The 19913-nt window shown below is 69.4% G+C and carries 13 protein-coding genes; 4 read left to right on the top strand and 9 right to left on the bottom strand.

The annotated features are described in order from the left end of the window. Positions 1–387 carry a zinc ribbon domain-containing protein gene (locus OHZ10_RS00650; RefSeq protein ID WP_342703347.1) on the bottom strand — a complete coding sequence of 129 codons (387 nt, stop codon included), beginning with the start codon at positions 385–387 and terminating at the stop codon, positions 1–3. A 10-nt stretch (positions 388–397) separates the two neighbouring features. Beyond that, on the bottom strand, positions 398–3016 hold the full coding sequence (locus tag OHZ10_RS00645) for a heavy metal translocating P-type ATPase (RefSeq protein ID WP_342703346.1): 2619 nt from the start codon (positions 3014–3016) through the stop codon (positions 398–400). 81 nt (positions 3017–3097) lie between these two features. Between OHZ10_RS00645 and cadR the strand changes: the two genes are divergently transcribed. Both cadR and OHZ10_RS00635 read left to right on the top strand, forming a co-directional pair. Beyond that, positions 3098–3529, top strand: coding sequence for a Cd(II)/Pb(II)-responsive transcriptional regulator (cadR, locus tag OHZ10_RS00640; RefSeq protein WP_011546785.1), 432 nt, complete (start codon positions 3098–3100; stop codon positions 3527–3529). A gap of 68 nt (positions 3530–3597) precedes the next feature. Next, a complete protein-coding gene (locus tag OHZ10_RS00635) occupies positions 3598–4170 on the top strand; it encodes a PadR family transcriptional regulator (RefSeq protein WP_174993425.1) in 573 nt (190 codons plus the stop codon). A 44-nt stretch (positions 4171–4214) separates the two neighbouring features. Here OHZ10_RS00635 and OHZ10_RS00630 read toward each other — a convergent pair whose 3' ends face one another. The 4 genes from OHZ10_RS00630 to OHZ10_RS00615 form a co-directional block, all read right to left on the bottom strand. Beyond that, positions 4215–5645: an FAD-binding oxidoreductase gene (locus tag OHZ10_RS00630; protein ID WP_342703344.1), complete on the bottom strand. Its 1431-nt coding sequence runs from the start codon at positions 5643–5645 to the stop codon at positions 4215–4217. 11 nt (positions 5646–5656) lie between these two features. Beyond that, positions 5657–6445 carry an ABC transporter substrate-binding protein gene (locus tag OHZ10_RS00625; protein ID WP_342703342.1) on the bottom strand — a complete coding sequence of 263 codons (789 nt, stop codon included), beginning with the start codon at positions 6443–6445 and terminating at the stop codon, positions 5657–5659. A 61-nt stretch (positions 6446–6506) separates the two neighbouring features. After that, the gene (locus OHZ10_RS00620) at positions 6507–7661 is read right to left on the bottom strand and encodes a pyridoxal phosphate-dependent aminotransferase (protein ID WP_059232785.1); all 1155 of its coding nucleotides are present in this window, start codon (positions 7659–7661) and stop codon (positions 6507–6509) included. A 211-nt stretch (positions 7662–7872) separates the two neighbouring features. After that, the gene (locus tag OHZ10_RS00615; RefSeq protein ID WP_059232786.1) at positions 7873–8541 is read right to left on the bottom strand and encodes a TetR/AcrR family transcriptional regulator; all 669 of its coding nucleotides are present in this window, start codon (positions 8539–8541) and stop codon (positions 7873–7875) included. Positions 8542–8661: 120 nt separating this feature from the next. Between OHZ10_RS00615 and OHZ10_RS00610 the strand changes: the two genes are divergently transcribed. Together OHZ10_RS00610 and OHZ10_RS00605 are read left to right on the top strand one after the other, a co-directional pair. After that, the gene (locus tag OHZ10_RS00610; protein WP_342703340.1) at positions 8662–10314 is read left to right on the top strand and encodes an acyl-CoA dehydrogenase family protein; all 1653 of its coding nucleotides are present in this window, start codon (positions 8662–8664) and stop codon (positions 10312–10314) included. A gap of 33 nt (positions 10315–10347) precedes the next feature. Continuing rightward, a complete protein-coding gene (locus tag OHZ10_RS00605; protein WP_340623687.1) occupies positions 10348–11856 on the top strand; it encodes a class I adenylate-forming enzyme family protein in 1509 nt (502 codons plus the stop codon). A gap of 119 nt (positions 11857–11975) precedes the next feature. On the opposite strand, the gene OHZ10_RS00600 is transcribed toward OHZ10_RS00605, so the two are convergent. The 3 genes from OHZ10_RS00600 to OHZ10_RS00590 all read right to left on the bottom strand — a co-directional run bounded on the left by OHZ10_RS00600 (position 11976) and on the right by OHZ10_RS00590 (position 19750). Next, positions 11976–13115, bottom strand: coding sequence for a branched-chain amino acid ABC transporter substrate-binding protein (locus tag OHZ10_RS00600; protein ID WP_166963881.1), 1140 nt, complete (start codon positions 13113–13115; stop codon positions 11976–11978). Between the two features lie 84 nt (positions 13116–13199). Beyond that, positions 13200–17132 (bottom strand): trifunctional transcriptional regulator/proline dehydrogenase/L-glutamate gamma-semialdehyde dehydrogenase, encoded by a 3933-nt coding sequence (gene putA / locus OHZ10_RS00595; RefSeq protein ID WP_174993430.1) that lies wholly within the window; start codon positions 17130–17132, stop codon positions 13200–13202. A gap of 356 nt (positions 17133–17488) precedes the next feature. Further along, a complete protein-coding gene (locus OHZ10_RS00590) occupies positions 17489–19750 on the bottom strand; it encodes a primosomal protein N' (RefSeq protein ID WP_174993431.1) in 2262 nt (753 codons plus the stop codon). Between the last annotated feature and the right edge of the window lie 163 nt (positions 19751–19913).

Here is a 19913-nt window from a genome sequence, read left to right as displayed (position 1 = left end):
TTACGCCGCCTGCGTCCCGCACCCGGGACAGAAGCGCGCGTCGGCCGCCAGCGCCGTGTGGCAACGGCTGCAGGCCCGGCTGCGTTGCGCCGCGCCGCACTGCGCGCAGAAGCGCGCATCGGCCGCGTTGAGCGCGCCGCAGCCCGCGCACGCAAGCTGGCTCAGCGGCACGTTGCCGCCGTGCCCGGCACTGGCGTCGGCCGGCGCCTGCCAGCCCCAGCCGTAGCGATCGCGGCCGCGTGCGTCGTGGCCGCCGTGCGCGTCGCGGCGCTGCCCGCCGTGATGCCCGCCGCCGTGGCTACCGCTCCCGCCGTTGCCGTGCCCGCTGCCGTGCCCGCTGCCATGGCCACCGCCGTGGCCGCCCAGGATCCGTTTCAGAAAGCTCATCGCCCGCTCCTCAACGCTTGGCCTGTGCACCGCCGAACGCCCCGGAGGACGACAGCAGCCGCAAGCCGTTGGCCACGACGATCAGGCTCGCGCCCGCGTCGGCGAAGACTGCCATCCACATCGTGCCGAGCCCCGCGACCGTGAGACCGAGGAACACGACCTTCACGCCGAGCGCGAAGCCGATGTTCTGCACCAGCACGCGGTGCGTCGCACGCGACAGCCGCACGAACGCGGGAATCTTGCGCAGGTCGTCGTCCATCAGCGCGACGTCGGCCGTCTCGATCGCCGTGTCGGTGCCCATCGCGCCCATCGCGAAACCGATGTCGGCACGCGCAAGCGCCGGGGCATCGTTGATCCCGTCGCCGACCATCCCGACCGCGCCCGCGCCGCCGGCCGACAGCTCCTCGACCGCCGCGAGCTTGTCTTCCGGCAACTGGTTTCCGCGTGCGTCGTCGATGCCGGCCTGCTTCGCGATCGCCTGCGCGGTATGCGGGTTGTCGCCCGTCAGCATCGCGGTGCGGATGCCGAGCGCGTGCAGATCGGCGATCGCTTCACGGCTCGTGTCCTTGATCGTGTCGGCCACCGCGAAGATGCCCAGCACGCGCGCTTCGTCGACCAGCACCACGACGCTCTTGCCCTGCCGCTCCAGCGCGTCGAGCTTCGCTTCGAGCGCCGTCGAGCAGCGCTCGAGCTCCTCGACGAGCCGGTGGTTGCCGAGCCAGTAGCGCGTGCCGTCGATCGTACCGCGCACGCCGCGCCCGACGATCGCTTCGAAGTCCTGCACATCGGCGAATGCCGTCGTGCCGGCATCGCGGGACGCGGCAGCAATCGCCTGCGACACCGGGTGATCGGAGCGCGCCGCGAGGCTCGCGCCGAGATGCCGCACGCGTGCCGCATCGGCGCCGTCCGCATGCACGTCGAAGTCGGTCTGCACCGGCTTGCCGTGCGTGATCGTGCCGGTCTTGTCGAGTGCGAGCCAGGCAAGCTTGCGCCCTTCTTCCAGGTAGACGCCGCCCTTCACCAGAATCCCGCGCCGCGCCGCGGCCGCGAGACCCGACACGATCGTCACCGGCGTCGAGATCACCAGCGCACACGGGCATGCGATCACGAGCAGCACCAGCGCGCGATAGATCCAGTCGTGCCATGCGCCGCCCATCACGACCGGCGGCACCACCGCGACCAGCAATGCGACCGCGAACACGATCGGCGTGTACACGCGCGCGAACTGGTCGACGAAGCGCTGCGTCGGCGCCTTCGCACCCTGTGCTTCCTCGACCGCGTGGATGATCCGCGCGAGCGTCGAGTTCGCCGCGACGGCCGTCACGCGATATTCGAACGAGCCCGATTCGTTGATCGTGCCCGCATACACGGCGTCGCCGGCCGTCTTTTCGACGGGCAGGCTCTCGCCGGTGATCGGCGCCTGGTTGACCGTCGAGCGGCCCGCGACGACTTCGCCGTCCAGCCCGATCCGTTCGCCCGGCTTCACGCGGACGACCGCGCCGAGCGCGACCTGCGCGGCCTCGATCGTGCGCCACGAGCCGTCCGCGTCCTGCACGGTCGCGGTATCCGGCGCGAGCTGCATCAGGCCCTGGATCGCATTGCGCGCGCGGTCGAGCGACTTCGCTTCGATCAATTCGGCGATCGTGAACAGCACCATCACCATCGCGGCTTCCGGCCACTGGCCGATCGCCATCGCGCCCGTCACCGCGATGCTCATCAGCGCGTTGATGTTCAGGTTGCCGTTGCGGATCGCGATCCACCCCTTCTTGTACGTGGTGAGCCCGCATGCGAGCACCGCGGCGAGCGCGAGCGCCGCCGACAGCCACACCGGCAGCCCGGCCCACGTCGCCCCTTCGGACGCGATCGCGGCGACGCCGGCGAGCGCCAGCGGCCACCACGGCTTCGCGGGCGCGTCCGCGACACGCGCCGCCGGTGCGCCGGCCGTCGCGGCCTCGGGCGTCATCCCGAGCGTGCGGATCGCGCTTTCGATCGCCGGCTGCGCGCCGGGCACGTGCTCGACGGTCAGCATCCGCTGCATCAGGTTGAATTCGAGCGCCGACACTTCGTTCATCCCGCCGAGCTTCTTGCGGATCAGCGTTTCCTCGGTCGGGCAGTCCATCTGCATGATCCGGAACGCCGAGCGCACGTGACCCGACGCGGTCGCCTGCGCGACCGGCAGCGGCGCGAGCGTCAGCGCGGCGGGCGCGCAGCAGTCGCCGGCCGCGTGGTCGTGGCCGTGGCCGTGGTCGTGGTCGTGGTCGTGGTCGTGGTCGTGGTCGTGGTCGTGGTCGTGACCGGCGTGGTCGTGCGCGGCGTGGCCGTGCGAGCACGCCGCGCCGTGTACATGCGCATCGCCAGGTGAACGATCGTGGTCGTGATCATGACCCGCTTCGTCGTGCGCCGCATGATCGTGCGCGCCCGTCGCGCCGTGCCGATGCCCGTCGTCGTGCGAATGATCGTGATCATGGTCGCGGCCGCGCGATGCAGCCTCGCCGTGCGCGCGCTCGCCGGCCGCCGGCGCCGCGTCGGCAACGGTCGCCGTCTGCGTGTCGCGCGGGTCGGCGCAGCACGCATCGGCGCCGCCGGCATGACGGTGTCGTGGGTCGTGGGTACGCTTGGCGTCGGTCATGACAACCTCCTTTGTGGCTTGACGGTGTAGAGTTAACACCCTGAAGCCACTACAAGGTCAACCCTTACACGGGAGAAAGGCATGAAGATCGGCGAACTGGCCAAAGCGGCCCGCTGCACCCCCGAGACGATCCGTTTCTACGAGAAAGAGGGTCTGATGCCGGATGCGGAGCGCACCGACTCGAACTACCGCAACTACACCGACGTGCACGTCGAACGGCTGCGCTTCATCCGCAACTGCCGCGCGCTCGACATGGCGCACGACGAAATCCGCGCGTTGCTGCAGCTCACCGACACGCCGGCCGACCGCTGCGATTCGATCAATTCGCTGCTCGACGATCACATCGGACACGTCGATGCGCGCCTGGCGGAACTCACGCATCTGCGCGACCAGCTCACCGAATTGCGCCGCCAGTGCGTCGGCGAGCATTCGGTCGAGGATTGCGGAATCGTGCATGGTCTCGCGACGATGGAAACCGTCGCACCGGCCGCGAAGCGTTCGCACCTCGGCTGAAACCCTTGTGAAATAAGATAGTCTGATTGAGAATAGTTATATTCTTACTAGATATATTCTAACTATTCATGCCTACGAGCCGCCCGTCCCCGCTTGCGCTGGCCGTCCTCGCGACGCTCACCGAAACGCCCATGCATCCGTATGGGATGTTGCAGCAACTGAAGGCCCGCGGATACGACGAAGTCGTCAACGTGCGGCAGCGCACGAGCCTCTACCAGACGATCGACCGGCTGCTGCGCGACGGGATGATCGCCGTGCACGACACCGAGCGCGACGGCGCGTTTCCGGAGCGCACGCTGTATGCGCTGACCGAAGCCGGGCATACGGCGGGGCAGGCGTGGCTGCATGCGCTGCTCGCGGAGCCCGCACGTGAATTCCCGGTGTTCGGCGCCGGTCTCGCGTTCCTGCCGCTGCTCGACGCCGAAGATGCCCGTCACCAGCTCGAACTGCGGATTGCGCGGCTCGACGCCGAACGCGAACGGCTGGAAGCGCTGCGCGCCACCGCGCAAGCCGACCAGGTGCCGCGCCTGTTCCTGCTGCAGAACGAACATGCGCTGGTGCTGCTCAATGCGGAGCTGGATTGGGCACGCAGCGTCGTCGAACACCTGAAGATCGGCGCGCTGCGCTGGGTGGACGGCTGAAGCATCAGGCAGGTCGATTCCCGCACGCACGGGAATCGGCGCTGTCAAAGCACCTTGCCGGGATTGAGAATGCCGCGCGGGTCCAGCGCGGCCTTCAGGCGCCGCATCAGCCCGATTTCCGCGTCGCTGCGCGTATGCGCGAGATAAGGACGCTTGAGCACGCCGATCCCGTGCTCGGCGGACACCGAGCCGCCCATGTCGCGCACCACTGCGTACACGCCGTGATCGAGCGCATCGAGGTCCGCGTCGGTCATCCCGGCCAGCGACACGCCGATATGCACGTTGCCGTCGCCGACATGGCCGAAGAACAGGCACGTGACGTCCGGCCAGCGCGCCCGCAACGCCGCCTCGCAGCGTTCGGCGAACGCGCCGAGTTCGCCGGTCGGCAAACTCACGTCGAAGTTGAAGAGATGCGGCAGCGCATCGATCGCGAGACCTTCGCGCAGCGTCCACAGGTCGCGCGCCTGCCGCTCCGATGCCGCGAGCACCGCGTCGTCCACGAGCCCTGCGTCGAACCCCGCCGCGAGACCGGTTTCCAGCGACTGGGGCGCGTCGCCGCCCGGTGCGCTCGTCGCGCATTCGATCAGTACCGCGAAACCCTCCTCGCCGACAAACGGCGCCGAGACACCCGGCGTATGACGCGCGACGTAGTCGTAGAACGCCGGCCACATCGCCTCGAAACTGACGACTTCCGGCAGCGTGCGCACGCGGTTCCACAGCGCGACCACCGCGCCGTAGTCGCGCACACGGCAGAGCGCCGTGGCCGGCGCGGCGAGCAGCGGATGCAGCCGCAACACCGCGCGCGTGACGACGCCGAGCGTCCCCTCGCTGCCGATGAACAACTGCTTCAGGTCGTAGCCCGCGTTGTTCTTCAGCATCCGGTTCATCGACGACACGACCGTGCCGTCCGCGAGCACCGCCTCGAGCCCGAGCACCTGCTCGCGCATCATCCCGTAGCGGATCGCGCGCGTGCCGCCCGCATTGGTCGCGAGCATGCCGCCGATCTGGCACGAGCCGCGCGCGCCGAGATCGACGCCGAACGTGAACCCCGCCGCTTCCGCGGCTTCCTGCACCGTCTGCAGCGGCGTCCCCGCGCGCACGGTCATCGTGCCGGCCGCCGCGTCGATCGCTTCGATACCGGCCAAGCGCTCCATCGACAGCACGACCTCGCCGCCGAGCGCGACTGCGCCACGCGCGAGCCCCGTCAGCCCGCCCTGCGGCACGACCGGCTGCCCGAGCCGCGCGCACAGCGCGAGCGTGCGCGACACGTCGTCGACGCTGCGCGGGCGCACCAGCGCACGCGGCCGCACGCCGGCCGGCTCGTTGTACGCGGTGAAGTACCGCGGATCGATGTCGGCGGCACGGGTGACGAGCGCGTCGCCCAGTTCGGCAACGAGCACGGCGTCGAGCGCCTCGCCCGGCTGCGCATCGCCGCGCGCCTCGCCGCCCGCGGCAACCGTCTCCCGGTTCTGCATCGCGGCCCCGCTTACTTCGTCGAAATGTCGATATCGCCGAAATACTTCAGGCCGAGCGACTTCACCGTGCCGTCCGCCTTCAGCTTGTCGATCGCCGCGTCGAGCTTCGCCTTCAGCGCGTCGTCGCCCTTGCGCAGGCCGAATGCGATGCCGCTGCCGAGGATCTTGTCGTCGTGCAACGGCTGGCCGACGAACGAGAAGCCCTTGCCGTCCGGGCGCGACAGGAAGCCGCGCTGGCCGGACGGTGCGAGCACGAGCGTCGCGTCGAGGCGGCCCGCTACAAGGTCCGCATACGCCTGGTTCTGGTCCTGGTACGCGACGATCGCGACGCCGGCCGGTTCCCAGTGCGCCTTCGCGAAGGTTTCCTGGATCGACGCCTGCAGCACGCCGACGCGCTTGCCCTTCAGCGATTCGGGCGTCGGCAGCAGGCCGCTGCCGGTGCGCGCGATCAGCTGGGTCGGCACGCGATAGACGATCGTCGTAAAGTCGATCGCCTGGCGCCGCTGCTCGGTCGCGTTCATCGCCGAGTTGATCGCGTCGAACTTGCGGCCCTTCAGCGCGGGAATCAGCCCGTCGAACGACGTCTCGACCCATTTGCACGACAACTTCGCCGTCCGGCAGACGGCATTGCCGACGTCGATGTCGAAGCCTTGCAGGTCGCCGTTCGGCGCTTTCGATTCGAACGGCGGGTATTGCGCTTCGAGGCCGAAACGCAGCGTCTGCGTATCGGCGAGCGCGGCGCCGGAGCCGATTGCGCATGCGAGCGCAAACGCGAGTTTCAGGGTGGCCGTGTGCTTCATCGTGATCTCCTGTGACTGGTCGATGCGACATGCCCGTCGCCGGGTGCCCGTCGCCGGTTTCTTACAGCGAACGCAGCCGCCGCGCGCCTTCGACCAGCGTCGCGTCGTCCTTCGAAAAACTGAGCCGGATCACGCCGGCGTCGGTGCCGTCGGTATAGAACGCCGACAGCGGAATCGTCGCGACCCGCGCGTCGCGGATCAGGCGCAGCACGAAATCGCTGTCGCTTTCGTCCGAGAAGTGGCGGAAACGCGCGAGCATGAAGAACGAGCCTTCGCTCGGCAGCAGCTCGAAACGCGAATCGGCCAGCTCGCGCGCGAGCAGGTCGCGCTTGGCCTGGTAGAACGCCGACAGGCCGAGATAGCTGTCCGGCCGCGCGAGGATCTCGGCGAACGCGAACTGCATCGGCGTGTCGGCCGAGAACACCATGAACTGGTGCACCTTGCGAATCTCGTCCATCAGTTCGGCCGGCGCGAGGCAATGGCCGACCCGCCAGCCGGTCACGTGGAACGACTTGCCGAACGACGACACGATCACGCTGCGCTCGGCCAGCTCGCGGTGGCGCGCGACGCTCTGGTGCTGCGCGCCGTCGAACACGACGTGCTCGTAGACCTCGTCGGACAGCACGACGATGCCCGTGTCGCGCGTGAGCTGCGCGAGCCGCTCGAGATCGTCGGCCGAGAACACCGTCGCGGTCGGGTTGTGCGGCGTGTTGACGATGATCATCCGCGTGCGCGGCGTGATCGCGGCGGCGACCTCATCCCAGTTCACGCGGAAATGCCCGGGCGACAGCTTGATCGCGACCGGCGTCGCGCCCTGCAGCCGCACGATCGGCGCATAGCTGTCGAACGACGGCTCGAAATGGATCACCTCGTCGCCCGGATGCACGAGCGCGCTGATTGCCGCGTACAGCCCTTCGCTCGCGCTCGCGATCACCGTGATTTCGGTCGCGGGGTCATAGCGTGCGCCGTACAACGCTTCCGTCTTCTCGGCGAGCCGCTCGCGCAGCGCCATGACGCCCGCCATCGGCGCGTACTGGTTGTGCCCGTCGCGCATCGCGCGCGCAACGCCTTCGACGAGCGCCGGATCGGGCGCGAAATTCGGCGCGCCCTGCGACAGGTTCAACGCATCGTGTTGAGCGGCCAGCTGGCCGATCACCGTGAAGATCGTCGTGCCGACGTCGGGCAGTTTCGAACGGGGCGCGGTGGCGCTTCGCATGACTCCTCCTTCTGATGTCCTTCGGGCGGGGCCGCGCGGCGTGTGCGGCCCTGCATCTGCCGCATGATTTAGCCCCAGCCAATATCGGCGGACAATCGAAAGTTCGTCATGGCGGCCATGCATTTTTCTCATGGCTCAAGGAGAGAAGCACGCAGCGACAAGGCAGACCGACGGGCCTGACATGCGAATCAGGCATTTCCCCTACGGAATGCTACGCATCCGCCGCTGCCAGGTACGCGAGCAGCACGGCCCGCAGTTCGCGGCGTTGCGCGGCGAAATCGAGCGCAGGCCCGAGCGTCAGCAACGCCTGCGACAGGCCGCCGTAGCAGATCGCGTGAGCCATGCGTGCGAGCCCGTCGAGCCGCCCGGCCGGCGGCGGATCGGCCGTATGGGCCAGTGCGTCGCGCCACAGCGCGACATACGCGTCGTAATGCCGGCGATACGCGGCCAGCGGCGACACCTGCCGCTCCAGCACGAACAGCGCGCCCCACAGCGCCGCGTCGGCGGCGATCGCGTCGACCTGCAGATCGACGAGCGCGGCGGCCAGTTCGGCCCGCGGCACGCCGCGCAACCGCTGCACCGTGTCGCGCAGCCGGTCGGCCAGCGCCAGCACGCGGCGGTGGATGCAGAGCGCGGCAAGGCTCTGCTTGTCGCCGAAATACTCGTAGAAGGTGCCGATGCTGACGCCCGCGACGGCCGCGATCTCGCGGATCGTCGCCTTTGCATAGCCGCGTTCGAGCAAAAGCTGAACGAAGGCCTGCTGCAGCGCGTCGGAACTCGCCTGCGCGCGCGACTGGCGCGGCCGGCGGCGCAAGGCGGGCGCGGGTTGCGCCGCCGGCTGGCCGGGCGGCGCCGGAACCTGAACATGTCGCGGCGGCATATTTGCTACTCTGAAATCAGCAGGGAATACGTTTTACCGGGCGCCGGAACCCGCGCCGACGCGCCGTCCGTACGGCATGACGCCGGCTGCCCGCGAAGCCTGAGACCGGAGACACGCTCGATGACCGAATCGACTCACGCCGTCGCGAACCAGTTCGACGAACTCGTCGACTATAACCTCTTCGCGACGGATCTCGCGCTGCGCGACGCGCTCGCCCGGGCAGGCGCCGAGTGGGCCGTGCCGCAGCTCGACGCATACGGCGCGCGGCTCGGCAGCGCCGACACCGCGCGGCTCGCCGACGAAGCGAACCACCATGCGCCGGAACTGAACACGTTCGACCGGCGCGGCCGGCGCATCGACCGCGTCGACTTCCACCCCGCATGGCACGCGCTGCTCGGCCAGTATCGCCACGAAGGCTTCGTGTCGCTCGCGTTCCGCGAGTCTCGCCGCGGCCGCTGGGCCGCGACCGCCGCGGGCTTCTACCTGCATGGCCAGATCGAGGCCGGCACGCTGTGCCCGGCCACGATGACGCAGGCCGCGATCCCCGTGCTGCAGAAGGAGCCGGCACTGTGGGACCTGCTGCGCGACAAGCTCTACAGCGACGATTACGATCCCCGCGACGTCCCGGTCGCCGACAAGCGCGCGATCTGGTTCGGCATGGGGATGACCGAGAAACAGGGCGGCTCCGACGTGCGCGCGAACACGACGCTCGCCACGCCGGTCGGCGCGGGCGGGCGCGGCGGCGAATACCGGCTGCGCGGCCACAAGTGGTTCTTCTCCGCGCCGATGTGCGACGCGCACCTCGTCGTCGCACGCACCGAAGCCGGCGGCCCGTCGTGCTTCTACGTGCCGCGCTGGCGGCCCGACGGCACGAAGAACGCGGTCGAGATCCAGCGGCTGAAGAACAAGGTCGGCAACCGCAGCAACTCCAGCAGCGAAATCGAACTGAACGACGCGTGGGGCATCATGCTCGGCGACGAAGGCCGCGGCATTCCGACCATCATCGAGATGGCCACCTACACGCGGCTGAACTGCGTGCTCGGCAGCGCGGCGATGCTGCGCCAGGGCGTCGTGCAGGCGATCGCGTACACGCGCCAGCGCCACGCGTTCGGCCGCGCGCTCGCCGAACAGCCGCTGATGCGCACCGTGCTCGCCGATCTCGCGCTCGAAAGCGAAGCCGCGCTGTCGCTCGCGATGCGCCTCGCCGACGCGTTCGAACGCGACGACTCGCCGCGCGAACGCGCATGGAAGCGGATCGTCACGCCCGCCGCGAAATTCTGGGTCTGCAAGCGCGCGGTCGAGCTGACCGGCGAGGTGATGGAAGTATTCGGCGGCAACGGCTACGTCGACGACGGCCCGATCGCGCGGCTGTTCCGCGAAGCGCCCGTCAACTCGATCTGGGAAGGCTCGGGCAACGTGATGTGCCTCGACGTGCTGCGCGCGATATCGCGCGAGCCCGACGCGGCCGCCGCGCTGTTCGACGAACTCGCCGGCCTCGGCGCGGGCGAGCCGCGCATCCGTGCGGCGCTCGACGCGCTGCGCGCGATGCTCGCGGCGCCGGCCGACACGCTCGAAGCATCGGGCCGCGTGTTCGCGCAGCGGCTCGCGCTCGTCGCGCAGGCCTGCCTGCTGCGCCGCGATGCACCGGCGGCCGTCGCCGACGCGTTCGTCGCGACGCGGCTCGCCGCGCCCGACTGGGGCCGCGTTGCGGGCGGCTTCGACCCGCATGCGATCGACGTCGCCGCGCTGCTGCAGCGCGCGTACCCGGCCTGATCGGCGCCGCCCCCCGTCCTGCCCGGAGCCTCGATGAACCTCGTCGCCGCCCTCGACCGCGCCGCCCGTGCGACGCCCGACAAGCCGTTCCTCGTCAGCGAATCCGCGACGATCACGTATGCCGCCGCACGCGAGCGCTCGCACCGCGCGGCGGCCGTGCTGAGCGCGCTCGGCGTCGCGGCCGGCGACCGCGTCGCCGCGATGTGCTTCAACACGCCGGCCTTCGTCGACCTGATGTTCGGCGCCTGGCGGCTCGGCGCGGCGTTCGTGCCGATCAACCACAAGCTGCAGGCGCCGGAAGTCGACTACGTGCTCGAACACAGCCGCAGCAAGGCACTGCTGTTCGACGTGGCGCTCGCGCCGGTGGTCGAGCGCCTCGTGCATCCGGCGCGGCGGATCGTGACCGAGGGCGAGCTCGACGGCGTGCCGAACTTCGACACGATGTGCGCGACGCGGGACGGCCTCGCGGGCATCGAGCCGGCCGACGGCGACATCGCGCAGATCCTCTACACGTCCGGCACGACCGGCCGCCCGAAAGGCTGCGTGCACAGTCATCGCACCGTGACGCTCGCGGCGATGCAGGCGGCGCTCGCGACCGGCATCGGCCGCAACGAGCGCACGCTGATGGCGATGCCGATCTGGCATTCGTCGCCGCTGAACAACTGGTTCGGCGGCACGCTGCTCGCGGGCGGCACCGTCGTGCTGCTGCGCGAATACCATCCGCTGCGCTTCCTGCAGGCCATCGAGCGCGAGCGCGTGACGATGTATTTCGGCGCGCCGGTGTCGTACACGCTGCCGCTCGACACGATCGACGGTTTCGCGGCGTTCGACCTGTCGAGCGTGCGCGCGTGGCTGTACGGCGGCGGGCCGATCGGCGCCGCGCAGGCCGAACGGCTCGCACATGCGTATCGCAGCCACGCGTTCTTCCAGGTGTACGGGATGACCGAAACGGGCCCGGCCGGCACGACGCTGTATCCGGACGAGCAGATCGCGAAGGCCGGCTCGATCGGCCGCCAGGGCGGCCCGGGCGTCGACCTGCGCGTCGTGCGGATGGACGGCGCCGATGCGCGGCCGGGCGAGACCGGCGAGATCTGGCTGAAGACCGACTGCATGATGCTCGGCTATCTCGACGACGCGGCCGCGACGCGCGCCGCGTTCGCGCCGGACGGCTGGTATCGTACCGGCGACATCGCGCGGATCGATCAGGATGGCTATCTGTTCATCGTCGACCGGCTGAAGGACATGATCGTCACGGGCGGCGAGAACGTCTATTCGAAGGAAGTGGAGGACGTGCTCGGCGCGCACCCGGACATCGCCGAGGCGGCCGTCGTCGGCGCCCCGCATCCCGACTGGGGCGAGACGGTCGTCGCGCACGTCGTGCTGCGCGCGAACGCGGCGCCCGACGCGGATGCGCTGCGCGCGTTCTGCGGCGAGCGGCTCGCTGCGTACAAGGTCCCGCGCGAGTTCACGTTCGCGCAGGCGCTGCCGCGCACGCCGACCGGCAAGCTGCAGAAATTCCTGCTGCGCGTGCGCCGGGACTGACGCCTGCACACGCCAATGAAAAAGCCACCCGGCCTCAACGGCCCGGTGGCTTTTTGTCATGAGCGACCGGGCAGCGACCTTCGCCGCCGCCCGCGCGTCAAAACATCACGACGGGCTGCTTACTTGCCGCCGATGCTCTTCAGCGGCTTCCACTCGCCCTTCTCGACCTTGTACATCGTGATGCCGCCGTTCTTCAGGTCGCCCTTCGCGTCATACGCGACGTGCGTCGACGTCACGCCCGCCATGTCGGACTTCGCGAGCACCGGCAGGTACTTCGCCGGATCGGTCGAATCGGCCTTCTTCATCGCGTTCAGCATCGCCATCGCGCCGTCGTACGCGTACGGCGAGTACGTCTGCACGTCTTCGCCGAAGCGCTTCTTGTACTTGTCGGCGTAGGTCTTGCCGCCCGGCATTTCTTCCAGCGGGAGGCCGGCCAGCGAAGCGATCGTACCGTCGGCCGCGTTGCCGGCGATCTTCAGGAACGTCGGCGTCTTCACCATTTCGCCGCTCATCAGCGGTGCGGCGATGCCGAGCGTCTTCATCTGCTTGACCATCGGCGCTGCCTGCGAATCCGCGCCGCCGTAGTAGACGAGGTCCGGCTTCGTCGACTTGATCTTGGTCAGAATCGCCTTGAAGTCGACTGCCTTGTCGTTCGTGAATTCACGGTCGACGATCGTCGCACCGCCAGCCTTCGCGGCCTTCTCGAACTGGTCGGCAAGACCCTGGCCGTAGGCCGTGCGGTCGTCGACGATCGCGATCTTCTTCATGCCGAGATCCTTCGACGCGAACGTACCGGCCACCGAGCCCTGCTGCGTGTCGGACGTCATCATGCGGAAGGTCGTCTTGTAGCCCTGCTGCGTGTATTCCGGTGCCGTCGCCATCGCGATTTCCGGAATGCCCGCGTTCGCGTAGATGCGCGAAGCCGGGATCGTCGTGCCCGAGTTGAAGTGGCCGAGCATGCCCTTGATGCCGTCGTCGACGAGCTTCTGCGCGACCGTCGTGCCCGTGCGCGGGTCAGCCTGGTCGTCCTGCGTGTTCAGCACGAACTTCACCGGCTTGCCGCCGATCTTCGGGTTCGTCGCGTTGAAGTCTTCCAGCGCGAGCACGATCCCGTTCTGCATATCCTTGCCGTAGTGCGCCTGCGCGCCCGTCATCGGCCCTGCGTAACCGATCTTCACGTCATCCGCATGGGCCGTCCCCGCCAGCGACATGACCGCGACGAACGTCGCGCCTGCCAGCTTTTTCATCGTGTGTTGCATAGCATCTCCTTGGTACCAGGGTAAATGGAGCGGCTTCGGGATCGCCTTGCCGCTTCCTTTGTTTGATCCGAACGGCAAGGATGATCAGCCGATCGTCATCAAATTCGCATTGCCGCCGGCCGCCGCCGTGTTCACGCTCACCGAGCGCTCCGTCAACAGCCGTTCCAGCGCGTAATCTTCCGCATCGCCGTTCTCGAACGCGCCCACCGACACGCCCTGCACCGACACGATCGGGCCCGGCCGCTGCGCGACGTCCTTGACCAGCGTCTGCAGCTCGTCGCTGTCGCCTTCGAACAGCACCGCGTCGAACGGCACGTCGGCCTGCTTGCGCACGGTTGCCTGCGCCTTCAGCGACGCGGGCAGCGCGGCGACCAGCGCCTCGCCGGCCGCGCCGGCGAACAGCGCACGGTTGCCGGTCGCCAGCACCGCCGCGAACTGCGCACGCGCGCCGCTTGGCGTCGCCGCGACACACAGCACCGTGCCGCGCGGGCCGAGTGTATACGTGTTTCGCTCGCCCGTCGGCCCGGTCAGCACGGCGGTCGCGCCAGCCGGCACCTGTGCCAGATAGCCGTCGCAACGTGCCGCCAGTGCCGGCTCGCGCTGCTCGATCAGCCAGTCGCGCAGCGTCGTGAGTGCCGCCGCCGGATTGCCGCGCGCATCGCCTTCAACCGCACCGTCCGCGATCAGCGTCTGCGCGAGCGAGCGCGGCAGGCCCGACGGACGCGTCGCGAGCAGGCGCTGCAGGTACAGCGCGCCGCCGGCCTTCGGGCCCGTGCCCGACAACCCTTCGCCACCGAACGGCTGCACGCCGACCACCGCGCCGATCACGTTGCGGTTCACGTAGATGTTGCCGACGTGCGCATTCGAAATCACGTGCGCGATCGTCTCGTCGATCCGCGTGTGGATGCCGAGCGTCAGCCCGTAACCCGTTGCACGGATCTGCTCGAGCAGCTTGTCGAGCTGGCTGCGGCGGTAGCGCACCACGTGCAGCACGGGGCCGAACACTTCACGCTTCAGCTCGTCGATGGTGCCGATCTCGATCAGCGTCGGCGGCACGAACGTGCCGTGCGCGCAGGCTTCCGGCGACGGCAGTTGCGTGACCGCGTGGCCCTTGTCCTTCATCGTCGCGACGTGCGTGTCGATCGTCTGCTTCGCTTCGCCGTCGATCACCGGGCCGACGTCCGTCGACAGCCGGTCCGGGTTGCCGAGCGCCAGCTCGTGCATCGCGCCCTTCAGCATCGTCAGCGTGCGGTCCGCGACATCGTCCTGCAGACACAGAACGCGCAGCGCCGAACACCGTTGACCGGCCGAATCGAACGACGACTGCATCACGTCCGCGACGACCTGCTCCGCGAGCGCCGACGAGTCGACGATCATCGCGTTCTGGCCGCCCGTTTCCGCGATCAGCGGAATCGGCTTGCCGTCCGGGTCGAGGCGCGCGGACAGCGTTTTGTTGATCAGGCGCGCGACTTCGGTCGAACCGGTGAACATCACCGCACGCGTGCGCGGATCGGCGACCAGCGCCGCGCCGACGGTCTCGCCGTCGCCCGGCAGCAGTTGCACCGCACCGGCCGGCACGCCGGCCTCGCGCAGCAGGCGCACGGCCTGGGCGGCGATCAGCGGCGTCTGTTCGGCCGGCTTCGCGAGCACCGTGTTGCCTGCTGCCAGCGCCGCGGCCACCTGGCCCATGAAGATCGCCAGCGGGAAGTTCCACGGGCTGATACAGACCACCGGCCCGAGCGGACGGTGCGTGTCGTTCGAGAATTCGTCGCGGATCTGCGCTGCGTAGTAGCGCAGGAAGTCGACCGCTTCGCGGATCTCGGCGATCGCGTTCGGCAGCGACTTGCCGGCTTCGCGCACGATCAGGCCCATCAGCGTGTGCATCTGCGCTTCGAGCAGGTCGGCTGCGCGCACCAGGCAGTCGGCGCGCGCGTCCACCGGCGTCGCCTGCCAGATCGGCGCGGCGGCCACCGCATGCGCGAGCGCCGCGCTCACGTGTTCGGCCGTCGCTTCGCTGACCGTGCCGACCAGGTCGCGCTGGTCGGCCGGGTTGCGCACGTCGCGTGCCGGTGCGTCGGCGAGCGTGTCGTCGTCGAGCATCGGCGCCGCGCGCCACGGGAAGTGCGCGCTCGCGAGCAGCGCGGACGACAGCGATGCGAGGCGGTGTTCGTTCGACAGGTCGAGGCCCATCGAGTTGGGACGCTCGTCGCCGTACAGGTTGCGCGGCAGCGGGATCTTCGCGTGCGGCGCGCCGAGCGGCACGACCTTCGACGCTTCGTCGACCGGATCGGCGACCAGTTCCTTCACCGGCACCGCCTTATCGGCGATGCGGTTCACGAACGACGTGTTCGCGCCGTTCTCCAGCAGGCGGCGCACCAGGTACGCGAGCAGCGTCTCGTGCGTGCCGACCGGCGCATACACGCGGCACGGGCGGTTCAGCTTGTCGCGGCCGGTGACTTCCTCGTACAGCGGCTCGCCCATCCCGTGCAGGCACTGGAATTCGTACTGGCCCGGGTAGTAGTTCTGGCCCGCGAGCTGGTAGATCGCGGCCAGCGTGTGCGCGTTGTGCGTCGCGAACTGCGGATAGACGGCATCCGGCGCCGCGAGCAGCTTCTTCGCGCACGCGAGGTACGACACGTCCGTGTAGATCTTGCGCGTATAGACCGGATAGCCTTCGAGGCCGTCGACCTGCGCACGCTTGATCTCGGTATCCCAGTACGCGCCCTTCACGAGGCGGATCATCAGGCGGTGACGGCTGCGGCGCGCGAGATCGATCAGGTAGTCGATCACGAACGGGCAGCGCTTCTGGTAGCCCTGCACGACGAAGCCGATGCCGTTCCAGCCCGCGAGATCCGGATCGAAGCACAGCGCCTCGAGCAGGTCGAGCGACAGTTCGAGACGGTCGGCTTCTTCCGCGTCGATGTTCAGGCCGATGTCGTAGCGGCGCGCGAGCAGCGCAAGGGCGCGCACGCGCGGCAGCAGCTCGCTCATCGTGCGGTCCTGCTGCGAGCGCGAGTAGCGCGCGTGCAGCGCCGACAGCTTGATCGAGATGCCCGGGCCTTCGTAGATGCCGCGGCCGCCGGCCGCCTTGCCGATCGCGTGGATCGCCTGTTCGTACGACGCGTAGTAGCGCTGCGCGTCCTCTTCGGTCGTCGCCGCTTCGCCGAGCATGTCGTACGAGTAGCGGAAGCCGCGCGCTTCGTACTTGCGGCTGTTCGCGAGCGCTTCGGAAATCGTCTCGCCGGTGACGAACTGCTCGCCCATCAGGCGCATCGCCATGTCGACGCCCTTGCGGATCAGCGGCTCGCCGCCGCGGCCGATCAGGCGCGTGAGCGCCGACGACAGGCCCGCTTCGCTGTTGGTCGTCACGAGCTTGCCGGTGATCATCAGCCCCCAGGTCGCCGCGTTCACGAACAGCGACGGTGCGTGGCCGACGTGCGAGCGCCAGTCGCCCTTGCTGATCTTGTCGCGGATCAGCGCATCGCGCGTCGCGCGATCGGGAATGCGCAGCAGCGCTTCGGCGAGGCACATCAGCGCGACGCCTTCCTGGCTCGACAGCGAGAACTCGTGAATCAGCCCTTCGACGCCGCCGCCCGAGCTCTTCTCGCGCAGCGCCTCGACGAGCTTCGTCGCGAGCGCCTGCACGTCAGCCTGCAGGTTGGCCGGCAGGCGCGCCTGGCCGAGCAGGAACGGCACGCATTCCGGTTCGGGGCGGCGGTACGCGGCCGTGATCGCCGCACGCAGCACCGATTGCGGCTGCACGTTCTGCGCGAACTCGAGGAACGGATGCGGCGAGTTGTCGTCGTCGCCGTCCGCCGCCTGACCGTCGGCGAGCTCCGTCACGCCGCTGTGGCCCGACAGCTCGGGCGGCAGCTGGCCGTGCTCGATCCGCTCGAGGTACGCGAAGATCGCCTGCTTGATCAGCCAGTGGGGAGTGCGCTCGAGACGCGCGGCGGCGTCCTTGAGGCGCGAGCGGAGAAGGTCGTCGACTTTGACGCCGAGAGTCGTGCTTGCCATGGTGGGTTCGTGCGCCGGTGCGAGCCCGGCAATAGGGTGTGAGAGGATGCGCGAAATCCTACGGCACGCAATAAAAAGGTGCAACCAAATTGCGAGATAGGTTGCACCTTCAGGTTAGTCAATATAATCAGCCACTTATGCGGTTGCAACCTAGGGGTTGCCCGTGGTCGGAGGATCGGTGTTTTCCCTGATCGGGCCGATTCGGCACGCGTGTGCAACCTTCGGCGCGCGCGGAAGCGGCCGAAAACGGGTTGCACTGGGGGAGAGACGCGGGTGCGGCGCCCGGTTCGGGTGGGACGACAGACAGTTGGGTGGCGCCTGGCGGGCCGGGCGTCTTCAATACGGCAGCGCGCCGCTCAGATATCCAGCGGATCGACTTCGACGCTCCATCGCAGCACGCCCTTCAGCGCGCGCAGCTCCGGCTGCCAGGCCCGCAGCGCATGCTGCAGCGCCGCCCGCGACGCGCTTTCGAGCAGCAACTGCGCGCGATGGACGTTCGCGACCTTGACGATCGTCATCGGCACCGCGTCGTAGACGGTCACGCGATCGGCGCCCGGCAGGCCGGGCAACGCCGCCGCGGCCTGCAGCAGAAACGCGAGCGCCGCGTCGAGCGTGCGCCCTTCGGCGCGCAGCAGCGCCTGATAGACGAACGGCGGCAGGTGCGCGTCGCGGCGCTCGCCGAGCGTCGAATTCGCGAAGCCGACGTAATCCTGCCGCCCGAGCGCGTGGTACAGCGCGTGACGCGGGTAGCGCGTCTGCACCATCACCTCGCCCGGCAGCCCGGCGCGGCCTGCGCGGCCGCTCACCTGCATCAGCTGCGCGAACAGCCGCTCGCTCGCGCGGAAGTCGTGCGAGAACAGCGCGGTGTCGGCGTTGAGCACGCCGACGAGCGACACGCGCTGGAAGTCGTGCCCCTTCGCGATCATCTGCGTGCCGACCAGGATGTCGACCTCGCCCGCGTGCACGTCGGAGAACAGCGCCTGCGCGCTGCCCTTGCGGCGCGTGCTGTCCGCGTCGATCCGCAGCACGCGCGCGCCCGGCACGGCCTCGGCCAGCGCTTCCTCGATACGCTGGGTGCCGCGCCCGAGCGGCGCGATGTCGACGTTCCCGCACTCGGGGCACGACCGCGGAATGCGCGATTCCCAGCCGCAGTGATGGCAGCGCAGCGCATGCTCGGGCTTGTGCAGCACGACATACGCGCTGCAGCGCGGGCAGCCGGCGACCCAGCCGCATGCGTCGCACGCGAGCTGCGGGGCATAGCCGCGCCGGTTCAGGAACACGAGGCTCTGCTCGCCGCGTTCGAGCCTCGCCTTCAGCGCCGCGACGAGCGGCCCCGACAGCCCGCCCATCGACGCGCGGCCGCGCCGCCGCTCCTCTTCGAGATCGATCAGCCGCACGGTCGGCAGCGTCGCGTCGGCCACCGCGCGGCGCGACAGCGTGAGCCGCGTGTAGCGCCCCTGCTCGGCCTGCCACCAGCTTTCGAGCGACGGCGTGGCCGAGCCGAGCACGACCGTGATGCCGAGCTGCTTCGCGCGCCACACGGCCAGATCGCGCGCCGAATAGCGCAGCCCTTCCTGCTGCTTGTACGCGGGCTCGTGCTCCTCGTCGACGACGATCAGCGCGAGCGTCGGCATCGACGCAAGCACCGCGAGCCGCGTGCCGAGCACGATCCGCGCGCGGCCCGTGTGCGCGGCCAGCCAGTTGCGCGCCCGCTCGCCCTCGGCGAGCCCGCTGTGCAGCGTGACGATTGCATCGTCGGCGAGCGCGCCCGCGAAGCGCGCGCGAAACGCCGCCTCGAACTGCGGCGTCAGGTTGATTTCGGGAACGAGCACGAGCGCCTGCGCGTCGGGCCGCGCGTCGAGCAGCGACGCAAGCGCATGCAGATAAACCTCGGTCTTGCCGCTGCCCGTCACGCCGTGCAGCAGGAACGGCGCGAAGCCCTCCGCCGCGCGGATCCCGTCGAGCGCCTCGGCCTGCTGGTCGGTCAGCGCCGGCGGCACAGTTCGTCCACCGGTTGTCGACAGGTTATCCACAGCTTTGGGCACAGGCGCATCGGCCCAGCCAATTTCCTCGATATCGACCCAGCCGCGCGCCGCCCAGTCGTCGAGCGTCGCGGCCGCCTTCGGGTGGAGCGCGCGCGCGTCGGGCAGCGTCAGCGAGCCGGTATCGACGAGCGCCTGCGCGAGCCGCCGCAGCGCCGCGCCGCGTGCGGGCAACGCATCGGGCAGCGCCGCACGGCCGGCTTCGGTCGGCCGGTAGCGCACTTCGGGCGCGAGCAGGCGCCCCCAGCGCCCGGCATCGCGCAGCGCCTGCGGCAACGCCGGCAATGCGACCTCGCCGCGCCCGCGCTGATAGTAGTCGGCAGCGAACGACACGAGCGCGAGCCAGTCGGCCGACAGCGGCGGCAGGTCGGCGCAGATCGCATCGACCGCGCGCAGCCGCGACGGCGGGACATCGGTGTGAGTCGTGACTTCGCAGACGAGCCCGACGGCCTGCCGCTTGCCGAACGGCACCTGCACGAGCGTGCCGGGCACGGGTGTCGGCTGCGCATCGCAGCGGTAGTCGAACAGGGTCGCGAGCGGATGGTCGAGCGCGACGCGCAGGTAGGTGCCGCTCATTGCGGCGCTCCGGCGGCAGCGGTACGCGAAGTACAGGCGGCTTGCATCCGCGCCCGCATCGCGGCGGCGAACTTAAAGTAAAACGTCAGATTCGGCGCTAAGTTTTGGATTCGCATTAGGAATCGCCGTATACCCTGCCCAGCCTGTGGATAACTTTGTTGAG

This window comes from Burkholderia arboris (genome assembly GCF_038723655.1).
GTDB classification, from domain to species: domain Bacteria; phylum Pseudomonadota; class Gammaproteobacteria; order Burkholderiales; family Burkholderiaceae; genus Burkholderia; species Burkholderia arboris.
Note: the sequence above shows the minus strand (reverse complement) of the source record. Positions and strands in the feature narration are given on the sequence as shown.

Bases quoted from the DNA above. Each gene is read 5' to 3' on its own strand.
- OHZ10_RS00650 (WP_342703347.1), bottom strand. From the start codon at position 387: ATGAGCTTTCTGAAACGGATCCTGGGCGGCCACGGCGGTGGCCATGGC.
- OHZ10_RS00620 (WP_059232785.1), bottom strand. From the start codon at position 7,661: ATGCGAAGCGCCACCGCGCCCCGTTCGAAACTGCCCGACGTCGGCACG.
- OHZ10_RS00600 (WP_166963881.1), bottom strand. From the start codon at position 13,115: ATGCAACACACGATGAAAAAGCTGGCAGGCGCGACGTTCGTCGCGGTC.
- OHZ10_RS00625 (WP_342703342.1), bottom strand. From the start codon at position 6,445: ATGAAGCACACGGCCACCCTGAAACTCGCGTTTGCGCTCGCATGCGCA.
- OHZ10_RS00605 (WP_340623687.1), top strand. From the start codon at position 10,348: ATGAACCTCGTCGCCGCCCTCGACCGCGCCGCCCGTGCGACGCCCGAC.
- OHZ10_RS00630 (WP_342703344.1), bottom strand. From the start codon at position 5,645: ATGCAGAACCGGGAGACGGTTGCCGCGGGCGGCGAGGCGCGCGGCGAT.
- OHZ10_RS00635 (WP_174993425.1), top strand. From the start codon at position 3,598: ATGCCTACGAGCCGCCCGTCCCCGCTTGCGCTGGCCGTCCTCGCGACG.
- OHZ10_RS00590 (WP_174993431.1), bottom strand. From the start codon at position 19,750: ATGAGCGGCACCTACCTGCGCGTCGCGCTCGACCATCCGCTCGCGACC.
- putA (WP_174993430.1), bottom strand. From the start codon at position 17,132: ATGGCAAGCACGACTCTCGGCGTCAAAGTCGACGACCTTCTCCGCTCG.
- cadR (WP_011546785.1), top strand. From the start codon at position 3,098: ATGAAGATCGGCGAACTGGCCAAAGCGGCCCGCTGCACCCCCGAGACG.
- OHZ10_RS00615 (WP_059232786.1), bottom strand. From the start codon at position 8,541: ATGCCGCCGCGACATGTTCAGGTTCCGGCGCCGCCCGGCCAGCCGGCG.
- OHZ10_RS00610 (WP_342703340.1), top strand. From the start codon at position 8,662: ATGACCGAATCGACTCACGCCGTCGCGAACCAGTTCGACGAACTCGTC.
- OHZ10_RS00645 (WP_342703346.1), bottom strand. From the start codon at position 3,016: ATGACCGACGCCAAGCGTACCCACGACCCACGACACCGTCATGCCGGC.